The sequence below is a fragment of the Paenibacillus sp. FSL K6-1558 genome (assembly GCF_038002565.1).
GTDB lineage: Bacteria > Bacillota > Bacilli > Paenibacillales > Paenibacillaceae > Paenibacillus > Paenibacillus polysaccharolyticus.
Map to the genome: position 1 here is coordinate 2743989 of NZ_JBBOCV010000001.1, position 22691 is coordinate 2766679.

Below are 22691 nucleotides of genomic sequence, written 5' to 3' on the forward strand. Positions count from 1 at the left end.
ATGTTTACAGAACCCTGTTTAGAAGGTATGCCGATCTGTTTTCCAATACCAAAACTTCTCTCCCTGAGAGATAATAAATCGCTCCAGCCATGTTTCGAAATTAGTATTGAAGTGACCTGAAAACTCTACGGAATTCATACTTTCACATAGTAATAAGTATTCTACCTCGCCTGAGTGCCACCGATCCAGATCAATCAAGATTCGATCACCAACAATGTTTGCCACGGCAATCTTACGATCTGTCGGTTCGTTATAATGCATGACATCTTGTGCAGAGTACAACACAACCTCTCCACCATATTCAGGATGCTCGAACAATGAGGCCCCGTTACATATTTGTAGAAAGCCTATGTAGTCAGGAGGTAATGAGACAGAAAAGAAATTCGAAACATCCTCAATCTTCTCCTGCGTTGCTCCAGGTTTCAACCTGTTTATAGCTGTCATTTTCCCCGCAGAAGTAAATATTTCAATCTGGCCATCATTTTGGTCAGACCATTCTTTAAACGCTTTGAATAACCCCATTCTTACGGCTCCTTATTAGTAAACTGACTTGTGAAATCGATTTTGAAGCAACCATTCTATGCTTTATTGCTCCATGTTTTTTACATCAGAAACAACCTGAAAACCTTTAGCTTTTCCGCTCAGGTATCCCTGTTCGTAAAAATCAATGCCATCGGGGGTTATTGTAATTGCCACCATTTCAACATCATTTTCTACCGAGTCAGCTACAATATATTTTCGATCTAATAAATAAGTTATCGCCCTATGTTTTTCTATATGTTCTGTTTGGTAAAATGCGCTTTTAGGGACAACGGCAGACTCACTTGTTGTAAACCATATGGAATAAAGTTCTGCCAGAATATCGTACCTCTCTTGTATCCTCTCTTTTATGACTATTTCTAGATCATCAAGCATGCCGAATCCCTCCTTTAATATATAGGAATAAGCAAAGCACGACTTCAAACGGGGATATTTATTTTTGCATCACGGATTCCAATATGTGCTTGCCAACAGGCTCCAGTAACGTGAGCGGATACAGATCTTTTTTCGTAAAAAACTTATAGATCGCATCCAGATACTCGTCCACACGATCGGCTGATCCAACGCCGTATCCTCTTGCCAACCGAAATAAAGCTCTGTTTCTCCGATTCGAATAGGTACATGACGCTAACCAACCTCAAATGGAAAATTCAAACGTTGTATTCGTTATATTCGTTTCTCTCCCCCCGTTTCCTGCTCATTACATACGACCTGTTTGCTCTTAAAAAATAGAAAAAGAGCCGTGATCACGACTCTACGGCTCTTTTTTCTCCACTCTAAAGGACTGGATATAACTATCGATTTCGTCCTCAGGTACAAGCAACAATCCGGCCAGCTGTTTTTGCATCTGCTCCAGATGTTCAATGTGCTGTTGAATATCGGTGATCCGTTCACGTACAAGTGTTTTCAACGTCTCTTTTTCCATATCGTCATTGCTTAGCAGCTCCAGCGTTTCCTTTATTGCTTTCAGCGAATAACCAAGTGTCTGTGCATCCTTGATGAACTTGACTTTGACCAGATAATCCTCGGTATATACGCGATATCCGTTGGAGGATCGATGCGGAGCAGGCAGTATGCCGCTGTCCTCATAATAACGAAGAGTTGCCATACTTACTCCCGTCTCTTTAGCCAATTGACCTCTTGTCATGGTCTGCACAACGCTCTCCCCTTTCCAACTGACTCATTGCGCTTGTTTGTTACGTATCTGCGTATACTCATGATCATAAGATGCCTCGGGAAATTTCACTGAACTTCCTTGCAGTAGAGGTTGTGCTTCACCTTTCAGATAACGGTCAAAAAAGGCAAGTGCATAACTTCTCGTAATATCGATATTATGCTCCGCAGACATATTCTTGGCAAACAAACGCGGTGAAATTAACGCAATATCCGTGAAGCTCTGATGGAAAAATCCATCCACGGTCAGATAATAAGTATCATTCAGACTATTATTCATAACATGTTTCAGATCAGGTTCAAATTCGGGATAGAATAATTTTTCATGCTCGGTAGGATTGGGTCCCAGGCTTTTAGCTGTCTTGCCAGACATGATGTACATAAACGGCTGTTTCAGCGACGACTTGGAAACACTGCCCCAAAATCCACCTTCCAGGCTGAGTCCTGCATGAAAACGTTCATCTTGTGCGAGTGCTTCGGCTGTTGTTGCCCCGCCATACGAATGTCCCATAATACCCGTGTGGCTCAGGTCAAGTCTGCCCTCCAGCACCTGATTCGGATCACTCACATTCCACTGTTCAAGCGTGTCGAGTACAAAACGTGCATCGGCCGCACGAATGCCGACTCCCTGTACATTATATTGATACAACTCTTCTGATGTTGCAAATTCTGGCCCGGCATCATAAGAAACCTTATGTCCATCCGGAAAGGTTACCCGAGCAGACGTATACGGATGATCCATCCCTACGACGATATAGCCATGGCTGACGAGTTCCTCCACCGCAGTCATACTTTGAAAACGGGCAGACCGGACACCGGGAGAGAACAGTATAACAGGATACGAGCTACTTGCATTAGACATCGTTGCGCCTTTTACCACATGGGTCGATATCGTATCCAGATAACTGAATACTTGAGATGGGATGCCAAACACCAGACTGATCGCTTCCCCCAATTCAGCAGGATATGACTCCGGTTTAATACCTTTTGCAACTTCCGGGTCTACTGGATACCACACATTAATCATCAGTTCCCGCTTGTCCCCGGCCTCAGGCGAAAGAGTCTCCTCACGAGATTCATCTACGATATGTTGTGAAAAGGTACCGATGGCAAATCGCCCCGTTGGCTCAGGCATTGTAAATTCTGGGAAATACCTTGTAAACATTCCTGATCCAATTCCCGAGAAAGCGGCAAGAAGAAGGATGAAGAGACCGCGCATCCAGGCACGTCCTTTTGACTTCTTCTTATGTATTTCTGGTGCTACGCTTCCAACACTGCGAGTCCATTTCATCACTTGAATCATTAACAGGATAAATAGAATGAGCGCGACAATATAAGACGGCAGTAACATCACCCGTACTGAGTCCATGATCGCATGTAGCAGAAAAGCAATCACCAAGGCACTGAGCATGCCAATCGAAAGCCTTCGCCTTTTCGCATAAAACGGTAAACCCAGCGCCCCTGCTATCGTCACTAGTACGAAAATCCATTCGAATATCTTCATGATTTTTCCTCCAAACGTTGTTGATACAACAACAATAAACCTTGAAGTATACTTCAAGGTCAAGGATTGAAATGAAAAATCATTAAATTATTCGACAGTCACCTTCGTACGCGGCATGGTATGCATTGCACCCGAAGTTACATGTGCCTGGACAACATATACTCCCGGCTCCTGAAATGTATACTTCACTTCATATATGCCATCACCTACAGAACTAGCCTTCACTGCCCCACGTGCCTCAAGCTCATCGGCATTCATCATTCCTTCTTCAATGGAAGGTGCCGCAGGTTCGTTCTGTTCGTCCCAGATTTGGAATTGTACCTGATCAGCATCATCTACAGGCTTCTCTCCCTGGGTTAGTTTGATCTGTAAAGCGACTTCTTCGTTCACCTTCGCCTGATCTGGCATCATCAGTTTCACTCGAATCATCTCCGGCATCTCGCCAGAGGCCGACTGTTCCGTATAAGAGCAGCCGGACATGATCAGCACCAGTATAAGCAGAGGCGTAAACCAGCGAGCTTGTCCCTTCATCACCGTTAGTCCTTTCTGAGTGTTTTACCGATTCCCCACAACATCACAATAATGATGATAAATGCGATCAGAGCCAGCAATGGAATCGTGATAAAACCAAACCAGTTCAAATAATCGGTATAGCATGGAACCTTACCACACGCCACAGCGTTGCCGGTAGCCGAGAAGATCCGCTGAATTGTTACGTGATACAAAGAAATGCCGCCCCCGATAAAGCTGAGCGGAAGCACGTACTTGGCAATCCCCACATCATCCTTGAAATACGCAATTCCTAGCAGAATCGTTAACGGATACATAAAGATGCGCTGAAACCAGCACAGATCACATGGCAGAAACTGCTTGATCTCACTTAAATAAAGACTTCCCAAGGTTGCAATGACAGATACAGCCCAGGCAATAAATAATCGGGTATCTACACTCCGTGCAGGCTTCTCTGAATTGGATGTTGCACTCATACCTCTGTCCTCCTCTTCCATTGTTCGTTTTGAATGATTTTATCATTCCTTTGTATTCTCTGAGTTCACTGCATGCTTATGTAATTGATTACGCGATTAATTATACCAAATATTTGCTCTTTCAGGCGAATACAAAAAAGCTGCCACAGGGGCAGCCTTTTCGGTTTGAATGTGAGATTAATTATATCAACATAAGACCGTATGGGATCACAGTGTTGATTGTTGCATTAAGCTTGCCTTACATTGCTTTAGTCAGTGTAATAGATCCATCTTTTTGAGCCCATTTCACATTCCATTGTAACAATTCAGCAATGAAACGCAGCGGTACTTGTGTACGTCCGTCTTTGTTAACAAACACGGTAGAACCTACGTTTTTCTTCATACCGTTGACTTCCATGACCGTGTTGTTCACCCAGAATACGAGTGTATCATCACCAGCCATAACGGTAACTTGCTGTGCTTTTTTGTCCCATTTCACCGTTGCGCCGATTCCCTCACTCAGGAAACGCAGCGGGATGTATGTTGTATTTTTCCAAAGCACAGGTGTGGTGTCCATGTTCGTTGTTTTATCGTTAATTCTCAGCATTTTGCTGTTCAGCTTCATCCAAACCGTTGTCATATCTGGCGCTGGTGTTGGCGCAGGCGTTGTAGGTGCTGCCTCTTGGAACTTGTCATTGAATTGAGTCACAATGGCATTACCCAGCGCTTGACCTACCCCGAACATCACTTTGAAGCCTTCACGATTCGTGGTGTAAGAAGCATCATAGTTGCCTGCCGCATATTGATCCAGCACTTTTTGCACCTGGTTTTCATGTGTTGTCAGCGCTTGTTGTGCTGCAGATTTAGGCAGGTTGCCTGCTGTTGCGGAATCCAGGAATGTAGCGAATTCCGTTGTGAAGCCGTCGATCCGTTTTTGCACGGCTGCACGTGCGGTAGCATCATTGTCTTTTACGGCTTTAACATAATCACTTTGAGCGTTAACATGGTTAGTCACCCAGATTTTTTCGAATGCATTCGCTCCTTCATTTCCATAAATAGAAGCAATTGCAGCTTTGAAGTCCGCTGTATTTCCAGCTTCTGCGGTTACGAGGGCATTCGATGCCGCTGTGCGTCCATCATATTGCTCTTGCATTTGCAGAGCGGAAAGCGCAAAGTGCTCCGAAGCCAAGTGGTTAAGTGCCGATCTCAGGTCAGCTGCTTTGGTATCCGCTTTGGTGTTGTTAAACTTCTCAGGCATCTGTGTTGTAATCGCAGTCGAAAGTGCTTTACTTACGTCAAACATCTCCTTGAAGCCTTCACGATATGCCTTGTATGCATCGGTGTAATCTCCAGCTACGTACTCGTCGAATACTTTCTGCACGAGATCTTCATGCACTTTCAATGCTTGTTTTGCTGCGTCTTTCGGCAGTTTGCCTTCTGTCGCTGTGCTCAGGAATGTGGAGAATTCATCTACGAATCCGTTGATGTTATCCTGAGCTTGCTTGATACCAGTCTGGTTACCCATCTTGGTTGCTTTCACCAGATCATCGGTGTATTTGTTATGTGCGCGGAAGATGCGTTCGAATTCTTTGGCACCAGCTTCACCGTAAAGCGAGGCAATCGCCGGTTGCATATCCAGTGCATTTTGATCAAGTGCTTTGTAGGCTGCATCTGCATCTTTGGCTCCATCATAAGCTTTCGCCATGGCTGTTACCGCCAGAGCAAAGTGCTCAGACAACAGATGATCCAGATTCGCTCTCAGGTCAGCCGCAGGGGTGTTCACGGATGCTTTCATCATGGTCATGGAAGTGGAAGACTGGGGTGCAGCAGCAGCTCCCGCGATTCCTGGCATTAACAGCGACAAGCTAAGTACTGGTGCAATAAATGTTTTCATTTTCATCTTCATTGGTGAGTCACTCCTTAAGTATGTTTTTGGTTCCTTTGTTTCTTTGTCGTTGTCTTCATAGGGTGTAACGCACGGTTCTCCATTCTGGATCACTCCGCAGGCAAAAAAAATTACAGCTTTCGATAAAGAAAGCCGCAAATGCTTGATACACCAGTGTTTTTTTATCTAAAAAAAAATTAAAATTCTAGTGATCTGAGTCTGATCTGAGTCTAAAATGCACAACTCATCTGTAATATACCATATAGATTTAATTCACTCGTCGATCCACAAGTGCGTGTACATCCTTCAAATTCATATCATGCAAATTTCCTATATTTCTCAATAATAGCTTACATTGCGAGTAAACCTGAGATACAATAGAGGCAAACGCTCTCCATCGAATGGAAAAGGAGGTCAACTCATGACTTGGCTACCTTATGCATTGGTTATCGGTATTGCCTTATTTGGCGGGATTGCTACACTTATCATCGGGAATTCGAAAGCCAATCGCATCAGTAACCCCGAATATGATCGCCGTACACGGCAAAATCTGAGTAAACTTACATATGTATACGTCGGTGCCATCGTACTGGGCATAGGCGGATTTGTCCTGTATTTGTACAACTGATCGTCATCCACTGAATGCTAAAGTAACATCTCTTTGAATACGGCAACTCTCCGCACGCCTCGCTCCATGTGTTGCACCATCGGGGAGGTTACTCCCCTCTCCCTGATCCACGCCAGCCAGCCGCGCAGCATCCATAGGTGAATTTGTTCATACAACTGTTCTCTTGTGAGCAGTCCCCCGGCCTCAGCGTACCCTTCCATTACTTCTTCTATAGTCGATATAGACTCATTCGCTCTTGCGGTTGCAGGAATCATCGAGGTAAGCGCGGCAGCCACATCAAAATGCGGATCACCTCTTCTCACCTCTCCAAAATCGATCAAAAGCGTCTTTTGCTTCATAAATAACATATTCCACACACCCAGATCACCATGAATCAAGCTATCATTTCTCACGATGTACTCCGTACATTGCTCTACATGCCCCTCAAGTGAACCGATAATAGCTGACGAAGATCCCCTGACTTCATCACGGACTTGTGACCATAATAGAGATAACGCAAAACGATCCTGCTGATCCATGATTTCAAGCTTGTGAGCAGCATGGTGGAAGCGAGCAAGCATGTTCCCAAATTCAACAAAATGCATGGTTTCCTGATCGTACGGTACCGTTTCTTCCACATAGTACTGCAAATTATAAATTTCATCATTCAAATGCACATAGGACAACCCATTCCGCGCAATGACCATTGCTGGAGAGATGTTTTGCAATGACAGAACGTGATGAAGCCTCTCTTCGTTTACAGCCTGCCGCTCATCTCTAAGTTTACGCAACACGAATCTACCTGCTGAAGAATCGATGCATTTTGCTTCAGAGCTCGTCCCCTGTTTCATCACTTCCACGCGCTGTATCCGACCAATATCATAAAACTCTTCAATAAACTCTTTCATAACGCGATGATCCATCTGCTCCCCTCCTTAATTATGAAACCCAAACAAGATGCTCCCCTTATAACCTTTACATCGCAACTACCCATCATGATGCAAAGATCGTTACACATGTTTACAAGTTGGAGATAATTCAGAATTATTCTGGATAAGTTCGGGGGGTAATATAAAGCCATAAGGAACAGCAAGACAACAAATAACCCAACTTAAAGGAGAGATATATGATGAAGAAAAACATGAAAAAATCCGTAGCTACAATGATGGTGCTGGGTATGACCTTAACCGGAGCAGCCGGTGTATACGCCGGAACACAATTGGAGAAAATCTCGGCTTACCTCAATCATGGAATCAGCTTTAATGTAGACGGTGCAGCATACTCGCCGACTGACGGGAACGGTAAAAAACTGGCTCCAATCACGTACAATAACTCGACTTATCTACCGGTTCGCGCACTGGCTGATGCACTGCATGTGCCTGTAACGTATGATGGTGCCAATAAACAAGTTATTATTGGTGAAGCGAACAGCAATCCAACTGCACTAACCAATGTAACCTATACCGTAGCGCAAAAAGAAGCGATCCAGAAAGCATTTGCTCAATTCGATGGCTTTGAGACAGCATATGCTCCACAGCAAATGACTGCAGGTGATACATTCAAAAGCGTAGCCGTTGGCGACGGTGTAAGCTTCATTTTCAATCACATGAAGGTTGATGTTTCTCCAAGAGATTATTCGGACGGTTACACGAGCAAAGAGGTTAAACTGTCCAATGGTGTTAGTGCAAAATGGTATACACCAAGCGATATCGGCATGTTAACCTTCGAACTGGATGATCGGTATGTCACACTCAGCTCGCCAGATCATAAGCTGTCCCAAGCACAGTTGCAACAAGTCGCTGTCTCTGTACAAAAAGTAAAAGGCGGCAATGATCAAGGTATTACGGCTTTTGAAAATGTAAGTTACTCCAAACAGCAGCTGGAACAGATCCGTAAATCATTTGCTCAATTTGATGGTTTCACCACTGCTTATGCTCCACAACATATGGTTGCGGGAGATGCTTTCAAAAGTGTTGGTGCAGGCGGTGATGGCGTGAACTTTGTCTTCAACCGCATGAATGTAACGGTGTCTCCTAGAGACTACTCGTTCAGCTATGATGGCAAAACAGTAAAATTGCCTAACGGCGTATCTGCCAAATGGTACACACCGGATAAAACTGACATGCTTACATTCAAGCTGGATGATCGTTATGTCACACTCAGCTCGTCAAATAACCAATTGACGAATACCCAACTGGAACAGATGGCCGTAGCTGTGCAAAAAGTAAAATAATGCAATCCTATTCTGCGTAACGCTCATAAAGCATCATCTGATCATAAACCCATAACATCATAAATAAAATAACAAAACACATACGATATCGGCTCTTCCGTTCTTCAGACTTGGGAGCCGTATAGTGTGTGTTTTGTCTTGGTTATAGGCCGTTTATGCTGCTCGCAAAACGCGGCTTTTGTCCGGCTTCATTTTGATGCGGAAAGGGTTATAATAAATAAAGTTATCCCGATTTTTGCAAAATACAAACAGAAAGGAATGAGTGTACTATGAATCAGCGCATTGATCTGTCGCCAGAGGAGCTGCAGCAGCTTGCCGTCCAATTCAACAAAGCTTCGCAGAATGGACAAGACATCGTTAACCAACTCAAAACGATGATTGATCAATCCGAAGGTCAATGGGAAGGCAATCGGCAGCGTGATTTCCTTGAGCGTATGAATAACAGTATGACCACGGTGAGCAGTTATTTACGAGGTTTAATGGAGACAGGCACGCAGCTGCAGCAGACTGCAGAACGTTTCCGTGAAACGGATCAGTCACGTTAGTACTGATCCGTTTGTATCAAGAATACCAGCAGCCGCGGCCAACATCAGAATTGGCGTAATGTATTGTCACGCCTGCTCAAGCTCTGCCGCAAAAACCTCTTCTTCTTCATCACTATACCCCTTGAAAATAACTTCATCAATGTCTCCGTGATTAAATACATAAGTGTAATCTGGATTAATGTAACCTTCCGGGTACGGGCAGCCAATATAGTCAAACTGCCGCGGAGGTTCGGTCATTAACATTTGTTTCCTTCCATAGATGACGAGTTTTTTTGTACCCTCTTTCAAACGAATTACAGACCCGTTGGGCAACAGTGCAGGTATATTATTTTCCAAACTTTTCATCCTCCTCATATCTAGTGACCTTGTAATTAGGTCTGCTTTTCGCTGAATTAAACCGATTTTGGTCTGTTCATGACTCGGCGAAGCCAGTAATATCGATGCAGATCCATAACAAAATGAAAGACAACAAAAGCCAGCAGGATGTATACACATATCAGAACAACAGCCACTGTCTGCTGTGTTACGAAGGCCAATGAAATGTTGGCCAGCAAGTATGCCCCTCCTGTAATTGCGGTTAAGGTAGCAATGGGCATACCATTACTTTTCTCCCCCTTTTTACGCTGGGACGGCTGCTTTAATTTTTGTAAACGAAACCTTACATACTGAGATAAGGCAAAGAAGTATACTGCAAAAGATCCAATCGCATACCATGGCGTAGTCAGTCCCAGTGCTTCATAGGCGAATTTCTGTATAACTACCATAAATGAAGCTGAACACACCAGTCCGAATACGCCTCGAAACAAGACATAATTGAGCTGTAGCCTGCGCGGGAATGCAATCAGGGCAATGGCCCATAGATTCATAACAGCTAGCGGCGGAAGTAGCAGATAGGCATACAGAGCTTGAAACGGAACACTGAATATAGGTATCACAAGAAATACATTGAGAAAAAACAGAACCAGTGTGCCTGCGCTGAGCCGAATACCATCCAGCGCATAGATGACCAGATAATTCTCGAACGTTTCCTTGGGATACGATGTCCCTTCATACATCACGGGACCAGCAGCCGTATTTCCCTTATGCACTGAAGGTTTTGAACGCTGTTTATTCGCCATCTACTTAAACCACCCCGCCACGGTAGACCAGGCCTTCTTCGCGCCATGCTTGACAACATCCTTCACCGAATCATCCTTTCCGTCACCGTCCAGGTCCATATCCAGCTTTATCCCTTCCGCAAGATAGGTTAGACCGACCGAAACCCCCAGGCCAACGGCACCTACTGCCAGTACAGGTGCTGCTGCTGGCAGAACGGCCGCAGTTAGAAGAGTCGCTCCTACAGTGGTGGCTCCTCCTACGACAACATTCCCGATAATGTCACCCGCGATCTTGTCGGTACCTGCATTCTGACTAATATTCTCTTTCGTATCGTTGAATACATCTATACCCACACTGGCCCAACCCAGCTTGTCCGTCAACGCTGATTTGACGGCATAACCTGGTTTGATCATGGCGGCAACTTCTTTCATCTGCGGGGTGGCCGTTCCGTTGGCAATTTTGGCCTCAATGTCACGTACATAATGGATTTTATAGTCTCTTGGCCGCCCATTTGGAGCCTTATTTCCTTTGACTGCATCATGACTCTCACGAACCAGAACCCGAGGTGTATTTCGATCCAGCTGAGCTTTCACCATGTAACCGTTCTTCACTCGATATCCCAAACGGGCAACCGCCATAGCTGCAGTTAATGTACCGACCGTGCTGCCCAGCCCATCAAACGGAGCAAGCAGATTAATGCCCGTCACTCCAAATTGGCCACCAGAGTTATCCTTCTGCTCCATCGTCTGCCGGGTTGTTTTCACATAAGCGGCCAGCTGCTGCATGCTTTGCCCTGCACTTTGGAAACGTTGCTGATGCGCCTGATACAGCCCAATAATCGTCTGCCGGTTACCCGATTGCCATGCGGCTCCTTGGATCGCATGCTGCAACATACCATCAACCTGCTGTAGCTGTGCAGTGACTTGTTCAATCTGCTGGGCAAGAGCATTCAGATATTCTGCTTTCATAACAATCTTTGTCATGTTCAATCCCCCTAACTTTTCGGACGTAATGTCCCTCCCGTTCAGCGCACATAGGGAAGAACGGATATGGAACGTGTTGTCAGCAGAAAGAGACTCTGTACCAGCTCTTCCTCCGTTACGATGAATGCAGTAAACACATCCTCTGTCTCCCCTTCAAGAAAGAGCCAGTTTCCACTCGTACTGCCGATAAAATAAATGACTTGTGATCTCTCATCTGCACCCCGGGTATATACTTCAAATCGGCTCTGCTGCTCTAGAGCAGCAAAACTGCAGCACAAGGGCTGCACCCAGCCCTGATCCAGATGTTTATCTTCTTCCAATATGACCTGCATTTTATCGGTTGCTTCGGTTTCTTTAGCATCTTCGGTTCTTTCGCTTATCCCCGCTTGTTCATCACCATGTCCCGCTGGACTTATCTCCAATTCAAACAAGCGGCGCAATGTGTCGGCCCCGATGGACGTGCGCATACTCTCTTGTCCCAGATCAGGAACAGCTTCTGGCGGAGTATCATTCATATCCAGTCGGTTACCGAGAACTTGAAACATATCCTGTAAGGAGGGATATGAAGTGAATACGGACTGGTGATGCATAGGCTTCCAGATCCATTCGACCAACAGATTACTTGATAAAAAACCATACGTTACGGATCTGCCCTGATCCGTGTTGAATAACTCCAGACGAGTTACCGCACTGCTCAGTTTGCAAGCCGTAAGCAGCGTATGTACCTGAGGTTCTAACGTAATTTCCTGATCGCTAATGTTTATTACATGATCCTGTACCAAGCCTTTGAGAATCTGCGTGTACGAAGGTGCAGCCTCTCCCCGGCCTGCAGCAGCATGCAATTCTGCCCGAAGCTGTTTTGCCTCTGGTATATTCAAGATATCAAATAGAAAGAGCGTCTCCGAACCGTTACACTGAAAGGATGTATAAAATGACACGTGTATTCCCCTTTTCAAAAATGAATACCCTTAAAAAGCACTCATTCTTTTATTGTAAAAGGAACGCGGGCGCTGCTCAATGTGCCCCCATTCCTGAAGTTAAGCAGTCAGGCCTGATTATATATACCCAATTATAAATATAAAAGGCACAGCAAATATGCTGTCCCCCTATTTTTTTGCCTTAGTTCATCTTCATATCTGTTACTCGGATCACTCTTCTGTAATACAACGCATCCATCAATTCCTCCCAATCCAGCTCATCCACATTCACGTCCCGGAAAAATACTGAAGCAGAAGGAAGGAAGCTAAGTAATGGCCCGGTTCCTCCACAGATCAGAGCCCCGCCATCTCCACCTTTTGGCATCACTTCTCCATCTGCACCCAGTGTAAGCTCGTACTTATATGGATCTCCGGCAAACTGTACACCGAAGAAGTTCGGCAACTCCAGATCATAAGGGTGATGATGTTCTCCATCTGTTTCTGTATCAGCCGACGCCTGCTCAGACTGAACCGGACTCTCCGGCTTCCCCAGATGTCTTAATCTCATCGTATAATCAAAGCTGTCTCCCCAAGGAAATAACGTGCGACAACCTCCACCATAGATATACTCCCACTCGTCTTCCGTCAACAAACTGAATCCCGCCGTTGTTTCTTCCGTTACAATGTCCTCCAGTTCGATTCCTTCATTAAACCAGAGAATTCGAACCTCTCCTTGGTCTTGAATCAGTTTGAATTCCAGATGAAGTTCATATTCATTCAGCCCCGATTCCTTGAATTCGGCTAAGGCTTTAGGAAAATCAGCATGTTCCTGGGCAAATGCTTCTTCCTCGGTTACCTCAATCCACCCCAGGGAGATGGTCTCACACTCCACAAGCATCGGGCCAATATTGACCTCTCTCACAGGTGACATCCGGCCTGCCAGAAAGGATTGTACGTCCTCAATCCCGTAACTGCTTGCAGTTTCGTGCAGATCAGCAGTCGTTTCCTCATCCATCCCGTGATGCCACTTTTCCCAGCCTAATGTTACCTGATCACCTGGAACAAATACGAATCGCTGTTCATCCTGTGTAAACACTCCGGTCTGAGTCCGCTGTCCATATCGTTCAAACGTCTGCAATCCCTCATACTGCATCCCTTCAGGCAACTGAAGCGCAACACGTTGCATCCATTCCTGCTTGTCCTGTTCAGACAGCCCCTGCCAGACGCTTTTCGTTAAAGCTTCCATCTCCATCCACCTCTCACTGCAACTTTTGGCGTCTAATACTTTAGTTAATGAGTCACCAGACCCGTTTATTTCAATTGGTGACAGCTCGTTTATTTGCCTGCGGCATGCGACAGCCTCAGTAACAATTCTTTTCGTTTGCCCTCCGCCTTACGGACCAGTGCAGCCAGTTTCTCTACCTTGCCAAAAATCGGGTAGAGCACTCGCTGAACTTCATATGATTCCAACTCCTGAACCTGTTCCAGCAACCACTCAAGCTTCTCGTCCTGCTCGAACTCCGGCAACAATTTGAGTTTCAATCCGTCCGTTGAACGGCGCAAACTCTGAACGAGAACCGATACTGAGTCTGCTGTCACACCATACTTATCGGCAAAGGCAGCAATAAATTTGTCCTGAATCATCTGATGTTCGTCATCGACCTGCGCCATATATTCGTAAATCAGAGGAAAATACTGCTCGCTCGTAAGTCCAAGCCCAAAGGCGGCATAACTTCCCGGCATCCCACTCTTCTCCCCTTCTGTATCTGCATAAAACTCAAATTCCTGGATGGCTGCTCGTGCGTATTGTTCCAGAAGTGAACGCAGCTCAGGATATTCTAGAGCATTCGCAAAGAATCGGTGTGTATCCGATTTGGCAAGTCCTTTGACCGGCAGGTACTGTTTTACTTTGGATTTCAGTTTGATGTGATAACTCTTGGGGAACCCCTGCTCCAGCAAACGAATAATAAAGGCTATCGCCTGTTGATATGCTCCCGGTTCTTCCTGATGTATTTGAATCGCTATCCTCGCAAAAACATCATTGGCCTGGCATTCCACCTGCTCCGTCTTAACATAAGTATCTTCCGGCTTATATGTACCGCTGCCCTCAGTCAACATCCGATCTGCCTGCTCACTACCGAGCTGCTTGGCCAGTTCCAGAAACCTAAGCCCTCTTGGCTTGCTGTAGCTAGGTTCGAAACGCAAAATCATCACCGCTGCATAGAGTAGCAGATCTATAGAGTGTGAACTCTTAACCTGCCCGTCCAGCTTCTGATCTGGCTTCAACGAGTATTCATTTTCACAATATTCTGAAATCTGTACGTCGAAATACTGTGGTAAAAACTGCTTCTCCGCCCATAGCGTCAAGGCATAAATGATCGTATGACGGTGCTCGGCGAGAGCATCCTTTCGCTCCCGATTTAACGTTTGAATCTGTTCATATTGTCTAATGATCCATGTTGCATCCATCGATGGAAACAACACGGGATCGAGCAGATGTTTTGCCAAAAAAGTCGTTTCGAGCGGCTTGGTCGGGTATACACCATTCTCCAGTTTTTGATCCGTATACGTCCGAATCCGTTCGAGCAGCTTCTGTCTTTTCTCTTCATTGATGTATTCCAGCAACGTCAGCTTCAGCATCCCGTTGCTTGTAGGAAACTTTCCTCTAAACGTAAACCGGTAATCAATCAGCGGTGTATCTGCCCATTCGGCTAACTTCTCCTGAACCACCTCGACCAGCCGCGGCTGTATCTCGGTGCGTACCAGTTCTTCTGTAAACCGGATCGTCTGCGTGGATAATGAGCCTTCATCCCAACCCATGTCCAGGCTATCTACAATCGTTCTTCCCGGCTTGTACAAAACAAAGATATCATCAAATATGCCCATCTGCAGTTTCGTTCTTTGGATCGTCTGCTCTAAATCCTTACGTGCCGTTTGCTCATCAAACCATTCATGAATAGCCTGAATCATCTCTTCCAAAGCTTGTTCCACTGCTGCTGTCATTCTATCTCCTGCCTTTCCGTAAAACATGTTGTATGTACTCTTGTTCTGCAACCCTAATGATTCTATATCAACCAGACCGGCAACCTGTCTATTCAATGTTAAATACGTATTTCCGTTCGCAATCCACCTATATTTTACACGTTCAACTATACTCGCAACAATAAGTCTTACGCACGGTTGTTCCCTATCAATGCTGAAGTAGCAAGTCTCTTCTCCGGCGTGAAACTTCGGAGGAAGCACAAAAAAAACACTGAATGTAGACATCATCTGTCCTATTTCAGTGTATTTATGAAATTGCCTATATCCTCATCGGACTTTCGTACGATTACTTGAAGACTAAACTCCTACAACTGAGCAAAACAGAAATCATTTAGGTTATAAAATATTCAGGTCATGTATGATATAGATATCCCCAAATTTTAACAGACACTATATAATGTAAATAGATATTGCATACCACACTTATGAAGGAGGATACAATGATGAAGTTGACAGAACAAGGTGTGTTAGTGCTTGAAGAAAAGGATATTGACTATATGTACTGCTACCGGGATCGAGACGGATTTAGGTTTGATGACTCATTTTTCATTGAATTAGAGTCACAAAAAATAACATTCTCTGAAGGCGATGTCCGAACGATTCACTTTCAGTTTGACAAAGAAGAGTACCCGCTTTACGAAGAACGCGAACGACTTGTTTCGGAGGTTCAGTCAGCCGTTCGTACACTTGACCCTAGCTACGATGGTTCGTATGTGAAATGAAGCGTTTAGCATCGTTATATTCATTAATTAATTCATCCAGCACCATCGACTGACGAATGACTTCTGGATGTTGCAGACTCGTATATTGGTTTGCCATCTGGTAAAGTCTCTGCCTTGCGTTTTCGATACATTCCTGAAGGGTTTCCGGGTTCCGTACCATCGTTCTGCCCCCATTCATTCCTTGAATTCATCATCCAAATAAGACCATATATTATAATATTCGGAATGAAGCAGGATTCAGATTACCTTTATTTCAAATTTTATATATTATTTTTCTAAAAGCAGCGTTTATCCTTATTGAGTTCGAAACTCGAATGATATGCAAAAAAGACACCAGATTGGCTTATCGCCTTTCTGGTGTCTAACATGTCTAGATGTACAGCTTATTCGATGTTAAAGTGTCGCATTGTTATCTGAGCCCAATATCCGAGAAGCGATTGTTGATCGTTTCAGGAAAAGCATGTTTAATTGCATCAATGGCAGCCTGTTCCGTACCCCCTGCGTTTCGAATCAGTTCAATAACTTGCTGTACACTTTCCGGTTCCCTTGCATCCCATGCCGCGGAATCATCCAGTACTTCAACAATAGATGCATGGAGATCAGCGAGCTGTGTATATTTTACAATGACTTGATCCATATGCGGCGATAAATGTTCAAGCGCTCTGACATATGAGGCGATGTCCCCTCTTGTATAAGCATAATAGCGAAGCACCGCTGCCGCCTGATTGCTCTCATAGTTTCCGGACTGCAGCACATCCGCAACCGCGGTGTATGCGGCAGAACCGCAAGCGTAATCTTGCGCTGGCAGCATATAGTCGTGCGTTTCCCATTTGTATACAGCCTGTATTAACGACTCCTTGCACACTTCCCACATATCGATGGACTGTTGAGCTTCCAACACTTGATAATACCAATAGGGCGAGTTATTCCGGCCGACTAACGTATAGGGTAAACGACGAATCTCAGACTCATCTCCTGTGCAGAAAAATAGGACTTCCTCGTCATCATCGTATCCGACAGCCACCACAAATTGATCATGCCATAACACCGCCCCGGTTCCCCGGTCGATCGAATTTTTGATATTCAGTAATGCATGCTTCTGATAGAGCGGAAACGTCGGTTCAAAGGAAAACCCGGCAGCTTGACTCGCTGTCACTCCGATGAAATCGGCAGCAACAAAGTTTTCTGCCATCCAGTTATATGCCGAGATGGATTCTTTCGTCAGACGACGGTCCACCACGAAACGAAAAAGACTTGCTGTCATGCCTGCAATCATATATCGCGGAAGATGTGTCCACTTTTTGTATAATAAAATAGGATATAACGCATCTGCATAGGTGCCTGCTCCGTATCGCCATGTATCCGTGTTCGTGGTACCCGCATTGGTCTGAGGTAGTCGTTGCATTAAATCAGCTAAATCAGTCAATAACCTCATTCTCTTCATTCTTTGAGCCCCGTTCCTGTATCCATTCTGCCTTCCTTTTGTTCATCGTACCTCTGCATCCCCAGTTCTACCGTGCGGAATGTGTGCCCCAGCGGGGTACCGTAGATCGTTTACGATCGGCATACTGCGCTGATACGGTACGAAAAGAATCTACCGCCTGCTCTTCGAGTAACTTCGCCTGTCCAAGAAACTGCGCAAGTTGCTCATTGGCATCCTCCCGCAGCGCAAGCCCATGTTTTTCCCGTACCAGAAGTGCTCTCATCTGCTGGATCCGTTCAGCAATCCGGTTATAACACATCCAGGCTTGCTCCAGTTCAGTCCATAAGCCGCGAACATCATGCAAATACATTCGAATCTCGGTACGCGATTGGCAGTACGAATCCAGAAGGTAAGCTGCTCCTGCACCATCGTAATCTCCAGAGCGAAGTGCTTCAATCCAAACATTATATGCCAGCCGGCCGGAAGCTATATTTTGATCAGGTAACAAACGGTACGGAATATCCCAATCCTCCATTGCCAGGCGTAAAGATTCCAGCACCATCTCCTGCTCTGTACGTTGCACCTGATCACCAAAGATCTGACAGTACCAGAAACCGGTGAAATTCAATCCGAAATTATCATACAGCAAAATATGCGGCTCTTTGTTCCAGCCATCCTGCACATAAAAGACCCGATCTGCATCATCATATCCATAAATGACACCAAATTCGGGCATCCAGTAGATGACGCCTTTACCCTCATCCAGGCTACGCTTGACCCAATTCACAGCATCTTGTTGATAATATGCAAATGTCGGATGGCGACTGCGTCCCCCGTCATATATGGTAAATAGGCCAAGATTGTCGATACCGCCTTGATGAGACACTCCCCACTGGCCATATGCCGTTACCGACATCGGCAGTAATCTCTTATGGACGGACAATTTAAAGGCCATGCCGGTGTACCCTGCAAGCATATACTTCTCACCCTGGAATTGACCTGTATGCCGCAAAATCGCATGTAGGCTGTCCACAAATGACTTTGATTCCCTTGTCATCACCAGATGCTCCAGCATGTTCTCAGCCATCCTGTTCTCTCCCTTTCTGTCCCCTGCTGAGCCGCTCTGTCATTTCTTCTACCTGCTTCATCAGCTTGCTTCTGAGCCATCCTGGGGAGAGTAGTTCCTCCCACTCCGCGGCGTACAGATGTTGCAAAAATACGTCCGCATCGTGAAATTCAATCAAGCAGACCTGCCCCTTTTGCTCCCGAATCCGGTACCCTCGCCACAGCTCCGATTGCTGCATCTCACGGAAACGAATCTCGGCCACAAACGGTTTTCGAACAGGCAATGCATCTCCCCAGGTGCTCATCCATGTATCCTGGTTGCATTCAAAGCGTTCCTCCAGCAGCGTCAGCTGCACGATGCTTTCCAGCCGAATCGGTGTCTGTTGCAGCGGGTCAGTCTCGTAACCGACTACATAGTCTGCATTAAATTGAGCGGTTAGCTTCACTGGACAAAAGGTGATCTGGTGCTCCCCCTCATGATCCTTGTAATAGATATGCACTTTTCGTGCATCCTCTATCGCATGGGACAACAATTTAAACCATTGAAGGTGCCTGGGCGGTGCTGCAAACACCGGATACTGCTCTTTGGGCAGGTGATCCTCCATCGTAAAACGTTCCAATAAGTGTGCCACCCGTTTCACCGTATCCGCACGCTCATAGTCATAATGCCGATATCGATGAGCCAGATATTTGAGAACGCCTTGTTCCTCATCCGTCATATATAAATGCGGCAAACGAAAGGTCTGATCCTCGTAACAGTACCCTCGATACTTGGCTACATACACCAATGGGGCTCTGAGAGTATTTAGCATATATTCAATATCACGCTGCGCCTGACGCCGAGATATCTCGAATTGTTGTGCCAGACCACCGCTGTTCGGAAAACGCCCGCTTCGAATCTGTTCATCAAACCAATGAATCCGATGCATGCTACTCAAGCGATTTCACCCCCTGAATCATTCCAACGTTTATTCCTGTATTATATCAAAAGGATGTAGCCTGTTCCGAAGAACAGGCTATGACAGGGTATCCGTCTACATTTCCTTACGTGATTTGTCTTTCAGCTCTACACATTTACCTCTGCCAGATCTACTCTGGACTGCACAGCTTTGGAGCATTTTTTACACACTTTCAGACTCGTACCATCTGTTTTCGTTTGCGTATACAACAATTTGATTCGTGTACTCTTGCATATTGGACATGTTCCCCGTCCTCTGGACGGAAGACTCCACAGAACGCGACCTCTTTTCGTTTTAGCCAATGATTGTGAACCTCTTTTCAATAGGGTTTATGTGTTTTGTTCACCATCAGTATAGAGGCATTGGGACGACATAGAATGTCGTATCAGGAGTAATCTTTTATCGAGTTCAAAAAAATAAAAAATGCCCCTTCTTCATAAAGAAGAAAGGACATTCACTCAGCCGTTTCTGCACTTGTCTCTGCGGCGGCTTGGAGAAGAGGTTGTAGCAACCCTGGAAACCGCTCTTCCAGATCCTCAGACCGTAGTGTAATAAAATGCTGTGTGCCCTGTACTCGGACTCGAATGACACCCGATTCCCGTAAGGTGCGAATATGGTGCGACATCGTTGATTTCACAACACGAGCATGAAAATGACTACACGGTTGCTCCCCGCTTCTAGCGGCTTCGGCCACTATTCCTAGCCGTGTCGGGTCGCTGAGCGCATAAAGCACGGAAGAAAGCACAATATCCGCCACTTGTGGATGATGTAAAATTTTCATACGGCAGTCTCCTTTTTTTAAGACTATGCATTGTATTCTAACATACATCCATGATATATTTCTAATGTTCGATACCAATCGAACTTATATCATTTCGCATGCATCCCTTGTTGTGAAACACAGGGGCTGACATTATACACCATTTTGCAAATGTTACACACCGTTTCTGAAATGTTGCGAAATACACATCATGATAGGAGGTTTTTATGAACAACACGGCTACGGCAACTCCGATGGAACGGACTAGCATACAAGAAGGATTAATTGTGGCGTTGCTTGGATTCACCGTTGTGCTCGTCGTAATGAACACAATGATGTTTAATCTGGCTCTGCCCAAAATTGCAGCCGAATTCAAGCTGACCTCTGTCGCTTCATCCTGGATTGTTACGGGTTATTCCATCGTATTTGCGATTTCCTCGATTACATTCTCACGTTTGTCCGATTTTGTACCGATACGCACCTTGTTTACAACCGGGCTTACGCTACTTGGAGCCGCCTCTGTTCTGGGTTTCTTCAGTGACCATTTCATTGTTCTGCTCATTGCCCGTCTGGTTCAGGCTGCAGGTGCAGCATCCGTTCCGGGACTAGCGATTGTGCTAATTACACGCTACATTCCGAATGACCGCCGGGGTAAATCGATGGCCGTCATCATGTCCGCCAGTTCGCTAGGTCTGGGACTCGGTCCGGTACTTGGCGGTAGCATTACACAGTTTTTGGGATGGCATGATCTGTTTATCGTTACCGGTTTAGCGCTATTTTTAATTCCTGTTTTTTATAAACTGTTACCGCGAGAAACGCCGCAAAAGGGTTCCTTCGACATGCTCGGTGCGGTCTTGCTTGCCATCGGTACAACCGGGATTCTATTATTCCTGACTTCTCGTCAGGTCATTACACTTATTATCGGGGTAAGCGCACTGTTGCTGTTCTGGTTCCGCATTCGCCGTGCAACTGATCCGTTTGTGCAACCCGCATTGTTCAAAGACAAAAAATATATGATCCTCAGCTCACTAGGAATTGTATCGTATATTAATAACTTCGCCACCCTGTTCCTGTTGCCACAGGTTCTGGCTCATCTCTATGGACTGACACCCGCACAATCAGGACTGGTGATTTTCCCGGGTGCGCTTGTGTCCATGCTACTGTCCAACCGCATCGGGCGTATGATTGATCGTCATGGTAATACATTGCTACTGAAGTTTGCACCTTGGCTACTCCTGGCGGCTGCTGGACTGTTTGCTCTGTTTGCAGATCAAAGCATCTATGCCATCATGGTTGTGTACATGCTGCTCAGCGTTGGTTTCTCTTCCTTGACGACCAGCGTATCCAACGAATTGTCGGGCAATCTGTCCATGGATCAAGTGGGCGCAGGCATGGGATTGTTCCAACTCAGTCAATTTTTCAGCGGTGCATTCAGCGTAGCTGTAACCGGGGTTGCTTTGACCGCGATGCAGAACATGCAACTATCTTCAGCGTATAGCTTTATCTTCTGGGGAATGACTGCAGTCGGCCTCGCATCGGTTATCTTTTCGCAAATCTATCTGAGGATGCAACCACGGAAAGATAAGGTGGCGTAATATTAACCTCTAACTAATTTAAAAATACTTCAATAAAACAAAGGAAGAAGCCAATAAAATTAACGGCTTCTTCCTTTGTTTTACCTGAAATTGTTCAGGTTCTTTTCCGATCTCACTATATTTACATTTCGTTATTCAAACAGATCCAGGCGCAGACGTTTCAAGCTGGTGTGCTTAATGCGCCACTGTCCATCGATCTTGACAAATGTTTCGTGATAATGCCCGAATCCGTGGAAAGATTTGTTCTCGTTACCTTCAGGAAACGTTACCCAGTCCTCCATCGGAGAAATAACCTTCGCTTCAGTGGCAGATACAAACTCCACCTCCGCACTATGTACGTGATGCACAGTCACCGCCGGGTCTACAAGGTCACGGAATACCTGTACAATCGTGTCACGTCCAGTCAAAACCGGAATCGGATTGCCTTCCGTACTGAAATCGGCAACGGCATCGGGAGCAAACACGTCACCGAGTTCATCCCATGCTTTTGTATCAATATAGCGGCAATAACGCGCCTTGGTATTTCTAATATTTTCGAGTGCAAGCAGTTGCTCCAGTTCCGTCATCGTCGTCGTTTGGCTCATGTGTTTTCCCTCCAGAGGTGTAAGATGTGATTAAGTATGTATTTATAGTATCTTCCTCTTCCTTATTGTAGCATTGCCCTTCTGTCAGGCA

General features: G+C 45.5%; 27 protein-coding genes. 5 read left to right on the plus strand and 22 right to left on the minus strand.

Translation table 11 applies throughout. The annotated features are described in order from the left end of the window. Window positions 1–18: 18 nt before the first annotated feature. From MHI38_RS11940 to MHI38_RS11975, 8 genes are all read right to left on the minus strand, one after another. Window positions 19–522 carry an SMI1/KNR4 family protein gene (locus tag MHI38_RS11940; protein WP_154891760.1) on the minus strand — a complete coding sequence of 168 codons (504 nt, stop codon included), beginning with the start codon at window positions 520–522 and terminating at the stop codon, window positions 19–21. Between the two features lie 63 nt (window positions 523–585). Next, window positions 586–915 carry a hypothetical protein gene (locus tag MHI38_RS11945; protein WP_154891815.1) on the minus strand — a complete coding sequence of 110 codons (330 nt, stop codon included), beginning with the start codon at window positions 913–915 and terminating at the stop codon, window positions 586–588. 58 nt (window positions 916–973) lie between these two features. After that, window positions 974–1123, minus strand: a complete 150-nt coding sequence (locus MHI38_RS11950) for a hypothetical protein (protein WP_186809842.1) — start codon at window positions 1121–1123, stop codon at window positions 974–976. Window positions 1124–1294: 171 nt separating this feature from the next. Beyond that, on the minus strand, window positions 1295–1687 hold the full coding sequence (locus MHI38_RS11955; RefSeq protein ID WP_341181921.1) for a MerR family transcriptional regulator: 393 nt from the start codon (window positions 1685–1687) through the stop codon (window positions 1295–1297). Between the two features lie 33 nt (window positions 1688–1720). Next, a complete protein-coding gene (locus tag MHI38_RS11960; protein WP_341181272.1) occupies window positions 1721–3217 on the minus strand; it encodes an alpha/beta hydrolase in 1497 nt (498 codons plus the stop codon). 87 nt (window positions 3218–3304) lie between these two features. Beyond that, window positions 3305–3748: a FixH family protein gene (locus MHI38_RS11965; RefSeq protein WP_154891812.1), complete on the minus strand. Its 444-nt coding sequence runs from the start codon at window positions 3746–3748 to the stop codon at window positions 3305–3307. Between the two features lie 5 nt (window positions 3749–3753). After that, window positions 3754–4203 (minus strand): disulfide oxidoreductase, encoded by a 450-nt coding sequence (locus MHI38_RS11970; protein WP_154891811.1) that lies wholly within the window; start codon window positions 4201–4203, stop codon window positions 3754–3756. 238 nt (window positions 4204–4441) lie between these two features. Beyond that, window positions 4442–6082, minus strand: a complete 1641-nt coding sequence (locus MHI38_RS11975; protein WP_441342907.1) for a copper amine oxidase N-terminal domain-containing protein — start codon at window positions 6080–6082, stop codon at window positions 4442–4444. Between the two features lie 406 nt (window positions 6083–6488). Between MHI38_RS11975 and MHI38_RS11980 the strand changes: the two genes are divergently transcribed. Continuing rightward, window positions 6489–6695 (plus strand): hypothetical protein, encoded by a 207-nt coding sequence (locus tag MHI38_RS11980; RefSeq protein WP_090924310.1) that lies wholly within the window; start codon window positions 6489–6491, stop codon window positions 6693–6695. A 17-nt stretch (window positions 6696–6712) separates the two neighbouring features. On the opposite strand, the gene MHI38_RS11985 is transcribed toward MHI38_RS11980, so the two are convergent. After that, window positions 6713–7597 (minus strand): phosphotransferase, encoded by an 885-nt coding sequence (locus MHI38_RS11985; RefSeq protein WP_341181273.1) that lies wholly within the window; start codon window positions 7595–7597, stop codon window positions 6713–6715. A gap of 206 nt (window positions 7598–7803) precedes the next feature. Here MHI38_RS11985 and MHI38_RS11990 point away from each other — a divergent pair, with 206 nt between their 5' ends. Continuing rightward, window positions 7804–8907 carry a stalk domain-containing protein gene (locus tag MHI38_RS11990; protein ID WP_341181274.1) on the plus strand — a complete coding sequence of 368 codons (1104 nt, stop codon included), beginning with the start codon at window positions 7804–7806 and terminating at the stop codon, window positions 8905–8907. A gap of 269 nt (window positions 8908–9176) precedes the next feature. Continuing rightward, window positions 9177–9452 carry a WXG100 family type VII secretion target gene (locus MHI38_RS11995; RefSeq protein ID WP_090924313.1) on the plus strand — a complete coding sequence of 92 codons (276 nt, stop codon included), beginning with the start codon at window positions 9177–9179 and terminating at the stop codon, window positions 9450–9452. 66 nt (window positions 9453–9518) lie between these two features. Here MHI38_RS11995 and MHI38_RS12000 read toward each other — a convergent pair whose 3' ends face one another. The 6 genes from MHI38_RS12000 to MHI38_RS12025 all read right to left on the minus strand — a co-directional run bounded on the left by MHI38_RS12000 (window position 9519) and on the right by MHI38_RS12025 (window position 15453). Continuing rightward, window positions 9519–9788, minus strand: a complete 270-nt coding sequence (locus tag MHI38_RS12000) for a DUF4176 domain-containing protein (RefSeq protein WP_260511189.1) — start codon at window positions 9786–9788, stop codon at window positions 9519–9521. Window positions 9789–9844: 56 nt separating this feature from the next. Next, on the minus strand, window positions 9845–10570 hold the full coding sequence (locus MHI38_RS12005; protein ID WP_260511190.1) for a hypothetical protein: 726 nt from the start codon (window positions 10568–10570) through the stop codon (window positions 9845–9847). Then, complete coding sequence (locus MHI38_RS12010; RefSeq protein WP_260511191.1) at window positions 10571–11533, minus strand: hypothetical protein; 963 nt, start codon at window positions 11531–11533, stop codon at window positions 10571–10573. A gap of 41 nt (window positions 11534–11574) precedes the next feature. Further along, window positions 11575–12411 (minus strand): hypothetical protein, encoded by an 837-nt coding sequence (locus MHI38_RS12015; protein WP_336121841.1) that lies wholly within the window; start codon window positions 12409–12411, stop codon window positions 11575–11577. 241 nt (window positions 12412–12652) lie between these two features. After that, window positions 12653–13696, minus strand: coding sequence for a hypothetical protein (locus MHI38_RS12020; RefSeq protein WP_341181275.1), 1044 nt, complete (start codon window positions 13694–13696; stop codon window positions 12653–12655). Window positions 13697–13785: 89 nt separating this feature from the next. Next, window positions 13786–15453 carry a DUF6138 family protein gene (locus MHI38_RS12025; protein ID WP_341181276.1) on the minus strand — a complete coding sequence of 556 codons (1668 nt, stop codon included), beginning with the start codon at window positions 15451–15453 and terminating at the stop codon, window positions 13786–13788. A gap of 482 nt (window positions 15454–15935) precedes the next feature. Here MHI38_RS12025 and MHI38_RS12030 point away from each other — a divergent pair, with 482 nt between their 5' ends. Continuing rightward, window positions 15936–16214 (plus strand): hypothetical protein, encoded by a 279-nt coding sequence (locus tag MHI38_RS12030; RefSeq protein ID WP_090924318.1) that lies wholly within the window; start codon window positions 15936–15938, stop codon window positions 16212–16214. Here the strand turns inward: MHI38_RS12030 and MHI38_RS12035 are convergent. From MHI38_RS12035 to MHI38_RS12060, 6 genes are all read right to left on the minus strand, one after another. Next, the gene (locus tag MHI38_RS12035; RefSeq protein WP_090924319.1) at window positions 16186–16374 is read right to left on the minus strand and encodes an aspartyl-phosphate phosphatase Spo0E family protein; all 189 of its coding nucleotides are present in this window, start codon (window positions 16372–16374) and stop codon (window positions 16186–16188) included. The two genes, MHI38_RS12030 and MHI38_RS12035, sit on opposite strands and share 29 nt — an antisense overlap. 249 nt (window positions 16375–16623) lie before the next feature. Continuing rightward, window positions 16624–17619 (minus strand): hypothetical protein, encoded by a 996-nt coding sequence (locus MHI38_RS12040; RefSeq protein WP_341181277.1) that lies wholly within the window; start codon window positions 17617–17619, stop codon window positions 16624–16626. Window positions 17620–17725: 106 nt separating this feature from the next. Further along, a complete protein-coding gene (locus tag MHI38_RS12045) occupies window positions 17726–18724 on the minus strand; it encodes a hypothetical protein (RefSeq protein ID WP_341181278.1) in 999 nt (332 codons plus the stop codon). Further along, a complete protein-coding gene (locus MHI38_RS12050) occupies window positions 18717–19631 on the minus strand; it encodes a helix-turn-helix transcriptional regulator (protein WP_261769637.1) in 915 nt (304 codons plus the stop codon). Before MHI38_RS12050 ends, MHI38_RS12045 begins: the two co-directional genes overlap by 8 nt. A gap of 137 nt (window positions 19632–19768) precedes the next feature. Then, entirely contained in the window at window positions 19769–19963 is a 195-nt protein-coding gene (locus tag MHI38_RS12055; RefSeq protein WP_090924323.1) for a hypothetical protein, read from the minus strand. A gap of 152 nt (window positions 19964–20115) precedes the next feature. Continuing rightward, a complete protein-coding gene (locus tag MHI38_RS12060) occupies window positions 20116–20442 on the minus strand; it encodes an ArsR/SmtB family transcription factor (protein ID WP_090924324.1) in 327 nt (108 codons plus the stop codon). A gap of 206 nt (window positions 20443–20648) precedes the next feature. Between MHI38_RS12060 and MHI38_RS12065 the strand changes: the two genes are divergently transcribed. After that, entirely contained in the window at window positions 20649–22016 is a 1368-nt protein-coding gene (locus MHI38_RS12065; RefSeq protein ID WP_090924325.1) for an MFS transporter, read from the plus strand. Between the two features lie 131 nt (window positions 22017–22147). Here the strand turns inward: MHI38_RS12065 and MHI38_RS12070 are convergent, their stop codons facing one another. Next, a complete protein-coding gene (locus tag MHI38_RS12070; RefSeq protein ID WP_090924326.1) occupies window positions 22148–22600 on the minus strand; it encodes a nuclear transport factor 2 family protein in 453 nt (150 codons plus the stop codon). Window positions 22601–22691 lie beyond the last annotated feature (91 nt).

What these genes read in the sequence shown, in the direction of transcription:
- MHI38_RS11940 (WP_154891760.1), bottom strand. Translation starts at nt 522, where the DNA reads ATGGGGTTATTCAAAGCGTTTAAAGAATGGTCTGACCAAAATGATGGC.
- MHI38_RS11945 (WP_154891815.1), bottom strand. Translation starts at nt 915, where the DNA reads ATGCTTGATGATCTAGAAATAGTCATAAAAGAGAGGATACAAGAGAGG.
- MHI38_RS11955 (WP_341181921.1), bottom strand. Translation starts at nt 1,687, where the DNA reads ATGACAAGAGGTCAATTGGCTAAAGAGACGGGAGTAAGTATGGCAACT.
- MHI38_RS11960 (WP_341181272.1), bottom strand. Translation starts at nt 3,217, where the DNA reads ATGAAGATATTCGAATGGATTTTCGTACTAGTGACGATAGCAGGGGCG.
- MHI38_RS11965 (WP_154891812.1), bottom strand. Translation starts at nt 3,748, where the DNA reads ATGAAGGGACAAGCTCGCTGGTTTACGCCTCTGCTTATACTGGTGCTG.
- MHI38_RS11970 (WP_154891811.1), bottom strand. Translation starts at nt 4,203, where the DNA reads ATGAGTGCAACATCCAATTCAGAGAAGCCTGCACGGAGTGTAGATACC.
- MHI38_RS11975 (WP_441342907.1), bottom strand. Translation starts at nt 6,082, where the DNA reads ATGAAAATGAAAACATTTATTGCACCAGTACTTAGCTTGTCGCTGTTA.
- MHI38_RS11980 (WP_090924310.1), top strand. Translation starts at nt 6,489, where the DNA reads ATGACTTGGCTACCTTATGCATTGGTTATCGGTATTGCCTTATTTGGC.
- MHI38_RS11985 (WP_341181273.1), bottom strand. Translation starts at nt 7,597, where the DNA reads ATGGATCATCGCGTTATGAAAGAGTTTATTGAAGAGTTTTATGATATT.
- MHI38_RS11990 (WP_341181274.1), top strand. Translation starts at nt 7,804, where the DNA reads ATGAAGAAAAACATGAAAAAATCCGTAGCTACAATGATGGTGCTGGGT.
- MHI38_RS11995 (WP_090924313.1), top strand. Translation starts at nt 9,177, where the DNA reads ATGAATCAGCGCATTGATCTGTCGCCAGAGGAGCTGCAGCAGCTTGCC.
- MHI38_RS12005 (WP_260511190.1), bottom strand. Translation starts at nt 10,570, where the DNA reads ATGGCGAATAAACAGCGTTCAAAACCTTCAGTGCATAAGGGAAATACG.
- MHI38_RS12010 (WP_260511191.1), bottom strand. Translation starts at nt 11,533, where the DNA reads ATGACAAAGATTGTTATGAAAGCAGAATATCTGAATGCTCTTGCCCAG.
- MHI38_RS12020 (WP_341181275.1), bottom strand. Translation starts at nt 13,696, where the DNA reads ATGGAAGCTTTAACGAAAAGCGTCTGGCAGGGGCTGTCTGAACAGGAC.
- MHI38_RS12025 (WP_341181276.1), bottom strand. Translation starts at nt 15,453, where the DNA reads ATGACAGCAGCAGTGGAACAAGCTTTGGAAGAGATGATTCAGGCTATT.
- MHI38_RS12030 (WP_090924318.1), top strand. Translation starts at nt 15,936, where the DNA reads ATGAAGTTGACAGAACAAGGTGTGTTAGTGCTTGAAGAAAAGGATATT.
- MHI38_RS12035 (WP_090924319.1), bottom strand. Translation starts at nt 16,374, where the DNA reads ATGGTACGGAACCCGGAAACCCTTCAGGAATGTATCGAAAACGCAAGG.
- MHI38_RS12040 (WP_341181277.1), bottom strand. Translation starts at nt 17,619, where the DNA reads ATGCAACGACTACCTCAGACCAATGCGGGTACCACGAACACGGATACA.
- MHI38_RS12045 (WP_341181278.1), bottom strand. Translation starts at nt 18,724, where the DNA reads ATGGCTGAGAACATGCTGGAGCATCTGGTGATGACAAGGGAATCAAAG.
- MHI38_RS12050 (WP_261769637.1), bottom strand. Translation starts at nt 19,631, where the DNA reads ATGCATCGGATTCATTGGTTTGATGAACAGATTCGAAGCGGGCGTTTT.
- MHI38_RS12060 (WP_090924324.1), bottom strand. Translation starts at nt 20,442, where the DNA reads ATGAAAATTTTACATCATCCACAAGTGGCGGATATTGTGCTTTCTTCC.
- MHI38_RS12065 (WP_090924325.1), top strand. Translation starts at nt 20,649, where the DNA reads ATGAACAACACGGCTACGGCAACTCCGATGGAACGGACTAGCATACAA.
- MHI38_RS12070 (WP_090924326.1), bottom strand. Translation starts at nt 22,600, where the DNA reads ATGAGCCAAACGACGACGATGACGGAACTGGAGCAACTGCTTGCACTC.